Annotated in this window: 12 protein-coding genes; 5 read left to right on the top strand and 7 right to left on the bottom strand. The window is 64.5% G+C overall.

Annotated features, from left to right (window positions below):
- Positions 1-47: 47 nt before the first annotated feature.
- Genes BG35_RS0103330 through gyrA form a run of 4 tightly spaced genes read right to left on the bottom strand, consistent with a single transcriptional unit; the run spans position 48 to position 4,312 of the window.
- Entirely contained in the window at positions 48-524 is a 477-nt protein-coding gene (locus BG35_RS0103330; RefSeq protein WP_373276961.1) for a DUF2996 domain-containing protein, read from the bottom strand.
- Positions 525-582: 58 nt separating this feature from the next.
- Positions 583-1,089 (bottom strand): hypothetical protein, encoded by a 507-nt coding sequence (locus tag BG35_RS11435; RefSeq protein ID WP_025781696.1) that lies wholly within the window; start codon positions 1,087-1,089, stop codon positions 583-585.
- Entirely contained in the window at positions 1,086-1,703 is a 618-nt protein-coding gene (locus BG35_RS0103320) for a flavin prenyltransferase UbiX (protein WP_034416814.1), read from the bottom strand. Before BG35_RS0103320 ends, BG35_RS11435 begins: the two co-directional genes overlap by 4 nt.
- A gap of 20 nt (positions 1,704-1,723) precedes the next feature.
- A complete protein-coding gene (gene gyrA, locus BG35_RS0103315) occupies positions 1,724-4,312 on the bottom strand; it encodes a DNA gyrase subunit A (protein ID WP_025781694.1) in 2,589 nt (862 codons plus the stop codon).
- Positions 4,313-4,430: 118 nt separating this feature from the next.
- Here gyrA and BG35_RS0103310 point away from each other — a divergent pair, with 118 nt between their 5' ends.
- The 3 genes from BG35_RS0103310 to BG35_RS0103300 all read left to right on the top strand — a co-directional run bounded on the left by BG35_RS0103310 (position 4,431) and on the right by BG35_RS0103300 (position 6,321).
- Positions 4,431-5,558: a homocysteine biosynthesis protein gene (locus BG35_RS0103310; protein ID WP_025781693.1), complete on the top strand. Its 1,128-nt coding sequence runs from the start codon at positions 4,431-4,433 to the stop codon at positions 5,556-5,558.
- A 212-nt stretch (positions 5,559-5,770) separates the two neighbouring features.
- On the top strand, positions 5,771-6,010 hold the full coding sequence (locus BG35_RS12995; RefSeq protein WP_161632519.1) for a CAAD domain-containing protein: 240 nt from the start codon (positions 5,771-5,773) through the stop codon (positions 6,008-6,010).
- Positions 6,011-6,051: 41 nt separating this feature from the next.
- Positions 6,052-6,321, top strand: a complete 270-nt coding sequence (locus BG35_RS0103300) for a YggT family protein (protein ID WP_025781691.1) — start codon at positions 6,052-6,054, stop codon at positions 6,319-6,321.
- A gap of 42 nt (positions 6,322-6,363) precedes the next feature.
- On the opposite strand, the gene BG35_RS0103295 is transcribed toward BG35_RS0103300, so the two are convergent.
- Positions 6,364-6,564 (bottom strand): chlorophyll a/b-binding protein, encoded by a 201-nt coding sequence (locus BG35_RS0103295; RefSeq protein ID WP_025781690.1) that lies wholly within the window; start codon positions 6,562-6,564, stop codon positions 6,364-6,366.
- A gap of 189 nt (positions 6,565-6,753) precedes the next feature.
- On the opposite strand from BG35_RS0103295, the gene BG35_RS10045 reads away from it, so the two are divergent.
- Both BG35_RS10045 and BG35_RS0103285 read left to right on the top strand, forming a co-directional pair.
- On the top strand, positions 6,754-7,095 hold the full coding sequence (locus BG35_RS10045; RefSeq protein WP_025781689.1) for an RNA recognition motif domain-containing protein: 342 nt from the start codon (positions 6,754-6,756) through the stop codon (positions 7,093-7,095).
- Between the two features lie 369 nt (positions 7,096-7,464).
- Positions 7,465-8,853 (top strand): FAD-dependent oxidoreductase, encoded by a 1,389-nt coding sequence (locus tag BG35_RS0103285; protein WP_025781688.1) that lies wholly within the window; start codon positions 7,465-7,467, stop codon positions 8,851-8,853.
- Here the strand turns inward: BG35_RS0103285 and infA are convergent, their stop codons facing one another.
- Positions 8,854-9,114, bottom strand: a complete 261-nt coding sequence (infA, locus tag BG35_RS0103280) for a translation initiation factor IF-1 (RefSeq protein WP_025781687.1) — start codon at positions 9,112-9,114, stop codon at positions 8,854-8,856.
- A 74-nt stretch (positions 9,115-9,188) separates the two neighbouring features.
- On the bottom strand, positions 9,189-9,973 hold a 785-nt coding region (locus tag BG35_RS10040), incomplete at its 5' end, for a GltB/FmdC/FwdC-like GXGXG domain-containing protein (protein ID WP_034416808.1).

The raw sequence follows: 9,973 nt of genomic DNA, 5'->3' as shown, positions 1-9,973 counted from the left end.
AGCTTCCCCTACAGACAGATCCGGTCGGCGCCGATGAGACCGGATGCTCAGTTGGGGCCCAGCCATTTCTGACCATTGAGACGCTGCACCAACCGCGCCACCAGCAGGGCCATTGAGACCCGCTTCTCGTCAACGAGAAAGGGTTCCAGCAGAGAAGGCTCCTGCCCGGACTCCGCCAGGGTAAAGGTTTTACGGCTGTTGATGTCCGGTTTCTCGAAGCAGAGCCAGAACCGGCGCGGTCCCGGCAGTTCCCCCTGGATTCGCCAGCACTGACCGCCCACCACGGGCATGGGGGCCTCTTGTAACTGGAGTGTTGGCGCGGATCCCCCATGGGCGGCGCATGCCTGGGCCATGGCCGGGATCAGCAGACCGGGGACAAATTCGCCAAAGGGTTGGTCCTCCGGTTGGGGCTTTTTCCTGGCGGCCGGCTTGCCCGCCGGCTTGGCGGATGGCCTGGCTGCTGCACCGGCCTTGGCCGGCACAGGTCCACGATGCGCTGGCGAGGCTGTTGCGTCCCTGGTCACGGCCCTATGGTCATGGATTCACCCAGGGTAGCGCTGAATAGGACCCGCTCCCGCCTGTTCACCAAGCCTCGGACTGTGGCGGTTGCCAATCGTCGTCCCCGTTGGCGGCGGGAGTGTTGTGGGGAGGAGAGGGGGAGGCCTCGGGGGCGGGATCGGGGGTCCGCCGCGCCGCCCGCACCACCCGGAACGGCACGTCCATGATGGGGGGCGGCTCCTCCGGGCCGGGTTCGGCTCCTCGCCAGTGCCGTGGCCCGGGATTGTCGGGTTCTTCCCCTGTCGCCCCATCCTCCGCCTCATCCCCATAGGGGGGGGGCTCCGGGCCGGCCTCCTGCCAGCGGCGACGGCGCGGCGAGGGTTTCGTCTGGAGCAATACGCCAACGGTGGCGGCCCCCAAGGTCACGCCAAGACTGGAACTCAGCAGCAGCCAGCCCCCAATGGGGAGGGGAGGGGTGGTTTCGGTGAGCAGTTGCAGATGGCGGGGCGGCTGACGCAAATTGTGAAACCCCACCCACACCGCCAGCAGCCATGGGCTTAAGAGCACAGGGACCAGCAGGGCGCGCTTCATGCCCCGGACCCCACTGGAAGAGATACGGGTCCCTGCCAGCGCCGCAGTTGCCGGCCCAGGTCATAGCCCAGGCTGTCCAGGATGCGGATCACCAGAAAATCCACCATGTCGTTGAGGGACTCGGGGCGCTGATACCAGGCGGGGATGGGGGGAGCAATGTGGGCGCCCGCCTCCGCCAGGCGCGTGAGATTGCGCAGGTGGATGAGTGTCCAGGGCATTTCCCGGGGGGCAATGACCAGGGGGCGTCGCTCCTTGAGCTGCACATCCGCGGCCCGCTCCAGCAACTCCAGAGACACCCCCGCCGCCAGGCGCGCGACAGTGCCCATGGTGCAGGGCAGGATCACCATGCCCCGCACCGGATAACTGCCACTGGCGATGGCGGCGCCAAGGGCGTTCCAGGGGTGACAGCGCAGTTGCCCCCCTTGGCGGTCACATTGGCGGCGCCAAAACGCTTCCTGGGCATCAGGGGAACGGGGCAGAACCAGCCCCTGCTCGTCCCGCCACACCTGGGCACAACCCCGACTGGCCACCAACTCCACCTGCTGGCCGGCATCCAGCAGCAGTTGCAGGGCGCGCACAGCCAACTGTTGAGCCGATGCGCCGGTCACCCCCATCACCAGCGGCCCCGGGGCGCTCAAGGTTCCACCTCGGATTGGGCCGTCGGGACCGGCGGCTCCGCCTCCCCGGCGTCCTGACCGACGTTGTCGCTCCCCTCTTCGTCCCCGGAGGCTGGCGGCACCAGCACCACCTCCACCAGCCGATCTTCCGCCCCCAGTCTCTGCAACCTGACACCGGTGGCCGCCCGGGATTGCTGGGAGATCCGGTCAGTCTGAAGGCGCACAATGACTCCTTGCTCACTCACCAGCAACACCTCATCAGCCTCCCCCAGGATGCGGAGGCTGATGAGGGCGTCGCCGGAGCCGCGGAACTTGAGGGCGCGGCGCCCCATGCCGGCCCGGGCCTGCAAGGGAAACTCCTCCATGGCCACCCGTTTGCCCCGGCCATGGGCGGAGGCCACCAGGACCCAGGGGGCAGGTTCAGCCTGGGGGCCTCCCGCCAGCACGTCCATCCCGATCACCTGATCCCCCTGCCGCAGGGCCATGGCCCGGACACCCCGGGCGGTGCGTCCCATGGAACGTAGCTGGTTGTCGTTGATAGACACATGAATGGCCATCCCCGACCGGGAGCCGATCAGCACACTGTCCCCCACCCGCGCCTGGCGCACCCAGCGCAGGGCGTCGCCAGGTTCCAGGTGGATGGCAATCAACCCGCTGACGCGAATGTTGGCGAAGGCGCTGAGGGGTGTGCGCTTGATGAAGCCCGCCCGGGTGAGCATGAGCAGATACTGATCCTCACTGAAGTCGGGCAGGGCCAGCAGGGAGGTGATCTCCTCTTCCCGGGAAATGGGGAGAAGCTGAACGATGGGAGAACCCTTGGCGGTGCGGCTGGCAATGGGCACCTTGTAGGCGGGCAAGGCATAGACAATGCCCCGGTCGCTGAACAGCAGCAGGGTGTCGTGGTCGTTGCAACTGATGAACAGACGCACCTGCTCCGTGCTTTCACTGCGGGTTCCGGCCTTGCCTCGGGTCCCCAGGTTGGTGGCGGCAAACTCCCGCACGGGCATGCGCTTCAGGTAGCCGCCACTGGTGAGCAACACCACGGAGCGCTCGTTGGCAATGAGGTCAATGTCTTCCAGGTCCCCGTCGCCGTCAAGGATCATGGTCCGCCGTTCCGTGGCAAAGCGGGAGCGCAGTTGATCCAGTTCCGTGCGAATGATGCCGCTGACCCGCTCACGACGGGCCAGGATGTCCCGATAGTCGGTGATTTTCCTCAGCAGATCCTCGTGCTCCAGGCGGATCTTGTCCGCCTCCAGAGCCGTGAGCCGCCGCAGTTGCATCTGCAGAATCGCCTCGGATTGCCGGGGACCGAGGCCCAGACGCTCTTCCAACTGGCTGCGGGCCGTAGGGGTATCGGCGGCGGCGCGAATCAGGCGGATGACTTCATCCAGATCCCTCAGGGCCAGGAGGAAGCCCTGCAGCACGTGGTCCCGCTCTTCCGCCTTGCTGAGCAAATGGCGGGTGCGCCGCTCAACGGTCTCGACGCGAAAGGCCAGGAACGTATCCAGAAGTTGCCGTAGATTGAGGAGCAGCGGCTCGCCCTTCACCAGCGCCACCATGTTGGTGCTGAAGTTGGCCTGCAGAGGGGTGAGCTTGAACAGGTTGTTGAGCACCACCTGGCCATAGGCATCCCGCCGCAATTCAATGACGACCCGCATTCCCTCCCGGTCGCTCTCATCGCGAATATCGGAAATTCCCTCCAGCTTTTTCTCGTTCACCAACTCGGCAATGCGCTCGATCAGGGCCGCTTTATTCACCTGGTAGGGAAGCTCGGTAATGATCACCGCATCCCGATCAGGACGACCTTTGGCATGAAGGGTTTCCACGGTGGCCACACCGCGCACCGGGATGGAGCCCCGCCCGCTGCGATAGGTCTCCTTGATGCCGCGGCGCCCCAGGATTTGACCACCGGTGGGGAAATCGGGACCGGGAATCAGTTGGAGCAACTGCTGGTCACCCAACTGCGGATCACTGATGAGGGCATCCAGGCCGGCAATCAGTTCCGACAGGTTGTGGGGGGGGATGTTGGTGGCCATGCCCACGGCAATGCCGGCCGAACCGTTGAGCAGAAGCTGGGGAATGCGGGCGGGCAGCACCGTGGGCTCTTGCTGGGAGCCGTCAAAGGTGGGCAGAAAGTCGACGGTTTCGCTTTCAATGTCCTCCAGGAGGGCGCTGGTGCTGAGCGCCTGCAGCCGCGACTCCGTATAGCGCATGGCGGCAGGGGGATCGTTGTCCACGGAGCCGAAGTTGCCATGGCCATCGATGAGCGGCGCCCGCATGGAGAAGCTCTGGGCCATGCGCACCAGGGCGTCGTACACCGCGCTCTCCCCGTGGGGATGATATTTACCCAGCACTTCCCCCACCACCCGGGCACACTTGCGAAAGGGCCGCTCAGCCGTAAGACCCAGTTCATACATGGCGTAGAGGATGCGCCGATGCACAGGCTTGAGGCCGTCGCGGGCATCGGGCAGGGCCCGACCCACAATGACGCTCATGGCGTACTCCAGATAGGAGCGGGACATCTCGCTCCGCAAATCCGTAGGCACAATGCGGCCTTCGCTGATGGGTTCGCTCCCCGGAGCGGAAAATTCGATGGATTCAGGCATGCCGCAGAAGCTGGAGCAGACGATTCACCGGCAGCAGATCGGCAGGACAACAGCCACCATGGGATGAGCCTAGCGAAGTGCTCCCGACGGTCCTGTGTCCCCATCGCCACGCCGTACCATGGAGCAGTTGCAACGCCGTCAGGCCGCTGGCGATCTGCGGGTGCGCACCAGTGCGCAGTTCCGCGCCGACGTGGCCACACTGGGCCTGCAGAAGGCATTTGCCAGCACGGACGTTCTGGCTGCAGGGGATTGCAGCATCAGCACCCAGGCCAGCCTCGCCATCGGGCTGGGTCCCTGCGACCCCCCGATCCGCATCCAACGGGCTGAACTGGCAGGGGTTCACCTGCAATGCCACGGCAGCAACAACAGTCTGACCCTGCCCCTGAGCGGGGGAGACCGCCCGGAACGCAGCGGCGCAGCCGTGTTGGATGCTTTGCTCAAGGGGGCTTCCGTATCTTTTGTTGCGTCCGGGGAGAGGCAGCCTCAGTTTCCTCGACAGGAACTGGTGACCCAGTTGGACCTGGCCGGCCTGGGCATGACCCGTCTTCTGCTGCCGCGGGCCATCAGTGAAAACGGCATTGTGGCGGTCAACAGCGGCGAGATGCGGATCTGGTCCTTTTACGGACCTCTTCTGGAGCGGCTGGGCAACGGGGTGTTCACAGCGCCCGGGGGACGCGGCATTGGCTTGAGCAGCCCTCGTCTGCACTGCCTGGGGGTGGGTTCCCCCGTCTTTGTGGCCGGCGCCATCGGGGTGGTTGTGGGTGCGGGCATTGGCCATCAGCCCCACTGCAACCGCCTGCCCAGCGGCCATGCCCTGGCGCCGGGAGCCGCGGCGGCAGTCAGCGCCGATGCCGAACACATCCAGCCGGCCTGGCTGCGCCCCTGCTGGTTCGGGGAGTTGGGAGCAGGGGTGATGGTGGCCCTGGCCGCCCCTGTCCCTCTGCTGACCATCAAGGCGGCGGCAGCGGCAGGGGTGGGGGACCATCAACTCCAGGCGCCTGTGCTGGATTTTTCCATTCCCCGACGGGTCCGTCCCGGATTTGGTTGTGTCTCCTACAAAGACCTTCTCAGTGGGCGGATCACCATTGGGGGACGCGCCGTCTCCACGGCCTCCGCCACAAGCCTGCGTCTCACCGATCACATCACGGCCGCTCTGGCGCAGAAGTTGCAGGACGGGTCCTTCCCTCTGGTTGCCCCTTTCCAGCCCCTTTCCGGGGAAGCGACCTTGACGCCCGTCAACAGCTAGTCTGAATTGACGTGCAACGCCCAGCAACAGCGATGCAGGACATGAAGGATATGCCTGAGCCATCCCGAGCCGGGCGTCAGACGTCTGACGCCCCATCAGCAGCCCCAACACCCGCCTCCCAGAAGGATGAGGGCAGGGGTGAAGGTGGGGAGTTCCAGGCTCTGCTTGACCTCTTGCAAGGCTGGATCGATCAGCAGGGCTGGAGCCTGTCCTTGAAAAGCCTTGGACGGCCCATCCGCAACCTGTTCCTGTTGATCGCTGCTCTGGTGGTGTTTCAACTGGTCAGCGGTATTGCCGAAGCGTTGAACAGCATTCCCCTCCTGGGGAACGCCTTGATGCTGGTGGGCTTGGCGCAGATCGCTGTTTTTACCCGTCACAATCTGCTGCGACAATCGGATAGACAGAACCTGCGTCAGCGCATCAACACACTGCTGGACGATACGTTTGGCTGAGACGGCTGGCTCCCCGGCGCCGCCTCCCTGTGCATCCGTCCATGTCTCCCGTATTTCTTGTGATCCAGAGCGTCAACCGGCTGGTTGATCTCTATCAGTTTCTCTTGATCCTCTACATTCTCAGCGGCTGGATTCCCCAACTCAGGCAATCGACAGTGGGCCATATTCTGGCCCAGTTGAGTGAGCCCTACCTGAGATTGTTCCGGGGAATCGTTCCCCCTTTGGGCGGCATTGACTTCTCCCCCATCCTGGCGTTTATTGTGCTGCACCTGGTTCGGGCAACCCTGGACCAGGTGCTGTGGGCCTTGTAGGGGCTGGACTGGGCAGCCCGGTGGCGGCCGGGAGCAACGGTCTCAACCGAGGTGCAGTTGCCCAAGGATGCCGTAACCGCTCAGGGCTTCGGTGACAAGGGCCAGGAGGAAGCCCAGCATGGCCACCCGTCCGTTGAGCTTCTCGGCTTTGGCCAGGCGTTCCCGGCGGATCTGGGCGGCGGCGGTCTCCTGGAACCACTGATAGTCGGAGTTGGCTGGAAGAGAGAGGGAGGTTGAGGTCATGGGATGTCCATGTGTGCAACAAAACTTTACACTGTGATGAAGGGGTGTCAGGTTCGGGTGACCCTACCCCCAGGCTTGTGTTTGTGCTGCGGGGAAGCGCTTGGCGGCGCCCATGGTCTTAGGGTGGGAACGGCTGGCGCCCATTTGGGACGCCAGCCTTCTCTTCTGCGGTTTCAGCCCGCCTGTTTCATGAGCATTTACGTCGGCAACGTTCCCTTCACGGCCGAGAAGGAGGACATCCAGGAGCTCTTTGCCTACTACGGCGCAGTGGCCCGTGTGAGCCTTCCCCTCGACCGGGAAACCGGCCGAAAGCGCGGGTTCGCTTTTGTAGACATGGTCAACGAGGTTGACGAGCAGTCAGCCATCGACGACCTTCAGGACGTGGAGTGGATGGGGCGCGCCATTCGTGTCCGCAAGGCGGAGCCTCGCGGAGGCGGCGGCCCCTCGGACCGTCCCCGTCGCAGCGAACGTCCTACTCCGACGGCGGAACGCCGGACCCCGGATGATCCGGGGAACGACGGCCAGAATTGACGCCCCGGCCGTCCCAATCGGGATGATCGGTCTGGGGTGGTGGTTCTCCGTTGTCCTTGATGCACCAGGGCTGGGAAGCACGAATCAACTCCACCTGAGTTGCAGGTTGAGATTCCGCTTCCAGCAGGCGTTGAACCATTTGGCAGCGGGGAGCGGCGGCAAGCTCCCCTTCTTCCGTCCACTCCAAAGCGGCCAACTCCGGTGCGAAGGAATGGAAAGGGGTAACGGATCGTGGCGTTGTTTTCAACATCTCTACACCTCGGTCAGGATTTCTTAACTGTCCTGCCGTCTTCCCTTTTCCTTAAGGAACTGAAGCATTTCTTTTCTTTCCCGGAAAGAAATGCCTACCTCTGTTTGGTTTGTTGATCCATGGTCTCCCCCGCCACCACGGAAAACCTGGTTGTTATCGGTTCAGGTCCGGCAGGATATACGGCTGCCCTCTATGCCGCTCGCGCCAACCTGGCGCCTCTGCTTATCACCGGCTTCCAGGAGGGGGGCATCCCTGGCGGTCAACTGATGACCACCACTCACGTGGAGAACTTTCCCGGTTTTCCCCAGGGGATCCTGGGTCCCGAACTCATGGACCGCATGAAGGCCCAGGCCGTGCGCTGGGGAGCCCGTTTGCTGGAGGCGGATGCTGAGGGGTTGGATCTGAGCCGGCGACCGTTCACCATCCAGGCCCAGGGACAGGCCCTGCAGGCCCATGCCGTGATCCTGGCCACAGGCGCCCGCGCCAATCGCCTTCACCTGCCCGAGGAAGAGCGGTTCTGGAGTCGCGGCATCAGCGCTTGCGCCGTGTGTGACGGGGCCACACCCCAATTCCGGGATGAGCCCCTGGCGGTGATTGGGGGCGGTGACTCCGCCTGTGAAGAAGCCCATGCCCTGACCAAATACGGTTCCCACGTGCATCTGATTGTGCGCAGCAACCGGTTTCGGGCCTCCAAGGCCATGGCGGACCGGGTGGCGGCCAACGATCACGTCACCATCCATTGGGAGCATGAGGTGGAAGCCCTGCAGGGGGATGATTGGCTCGCGGCCATCCAACTGCGTCACCGCCTTGACGGCGCCACAAAGCGCCTGTCTGTGCGCGGGCTTTTCTATGCCATCGGCCATACCCCCAATACAGGCTTGGTCCAGGGGCAGCTTCCCCTGGATGAAGACGGCTATCTGCTGCCTCAACAGCCGGGACACCCGGAAACGGTCGTCCCCGGCGTCTTCTGGGCCGGGGACGTGGCGGATCGCCGCTGGCGACAGGCCGTTACGGCAGCGGCCACGGGCTGTCAAGCAGCCCTTGCTGCTGAAGGATGGCTGACGGAGGAGAACCTGGCGGTCCCGGTATCCCGCAAGACGGCGGAGCCGGAACCGGCCCCGCCGCCACAACCGGTGAGCCCCGCCACAGAGGAAACCTATTCCCCCACAGCCCTCTGGCAGCAAGGCAGCTACGCTCTGCGTCGCCTCTACCATGACAGCCTGGACCCGCTGGTGGTGGTCTACACCGCTCCGGGCTGTGGCCCCTGCCATGTGCTCAAGCCTCAGTTGAAGCGCGTGGTGGCGGAACTGTCAGGTCGGGTCCATGCCGTCGAGATCAACATTGAGGCGGAGCCCGCCATTGCCCGGCAGGCCGGTGTTTCCGGGACCCCCACCACCCAGGTGTTTTACAGGAAGGAACTCCGTCACCAGTGGCGCGGCGTCAAGCAACGGCGCATGATTCGCGCCGAACTGGAGAAGGCGCTGTCTGCCGGAAACCAGGGGCAGTGATTAACGGCGACGTCCACCCGGGCGGTGGCCGCCAGGGCGGGGCCCACCCATGTTGCGCTCCCGATAGGTAATGCGGCCACGGGTCAGGTCATAGGGGCTGATCTCCACGGTCACCTTGTCCCCTGCCAGCAGCTTGATGCGGAATTTGGTGAGCTTTCCGGCAGCGCGGCACAGGCATTGGTGTCCTTCTGGCTTGTCAAGGGTGACCATGTAAAAGCCGTTGCCTTGTTCCCGTTCAATCACGCCAGAGGTTTCAATCATGGTTGAGCCATGGTGAGAGACAAAATCATGGGCAAGCCCGACCCAGGCAAGGCCAGGTTCGGAGAATCAGCCTATCAGGCTCCCACAGGGGCATCAGCCGGGACTGCGCCAGGCTGAACAGGAACTGAAGACAACCCCAGGCCCTCCTCCTCGGCGGGGGGAACCAGGGCGACAAAACGGGATTGCTGCTCCTCCCACTGGGCCAGAATCTCCCCCGCCCTGGGACTGCCTGTGGCCACCAGATGGTCCTCCAGGAGCGCCTTGAGATGGTTCGCCAGCACCGTGGACTCCGCCAGGCTGCGCAGCTTCACGGTGTCCTTGTTAATGCGCACAGCCGTGTCGTCCTGGTGGAGCAGGTAGGCCACCCCGCCGGTCATGCCAGCGGCCACGTTGCGTCCCGTGGGACCCAGCACCACAATCACCCCACCGGTCATGTACTCGCAGCAGTGATCCCCGGCGCCTTCCACAACAGCCCGGGCGCCGCTGTTGCGCACCCCGAAACGCTCACCGGCCCGGCCATGGGCAAAGAGCTGTCCCCCCGTGGCTCCGTACAGGCAGGTGTTGCCCAGGATCACGTGGTTGCCCGCTTGCAGCCCGGAGGTTCTGGGGGGCACGATCACCAGGCGTCCGCCGTTCATGCCCTTGCCCACGTAGTCGTTGGCTTCCCCATGGAGGACCATATCCAGGCCCTGGATGCAGAATGCGCCAAAGCTCTGCCCGGCACAGCCGCGGAAGCGCAACTGGAGTTGACCGTCGAATCCCCGGTTGCCGTGCTGCGCCGCAATCAACCCGGCCAGGCGCGCCCCCACGCTGCGGTCCGTGTTGGCAATCTCCAGATCCATGGTCATGGAGCCATGGC

It is taken from the genome of Candidatus Synechococcus spongiarum SH4 (genome assembly GCF_000586015.1).
In the GTDB taxonomy this organism is placed as follows: domain Bacteria; phylum Cyanobacteriota; class Cyanobacteriia; order PCC-6307; family Cyanobiaceae; genus Synechococcus_B; species Synechococcus_B spongiarum_F.
Note: the sequence above shows the minus strand (reverse complement) of the source record. Positions and strands in the feature narration are given on the sequence as shown.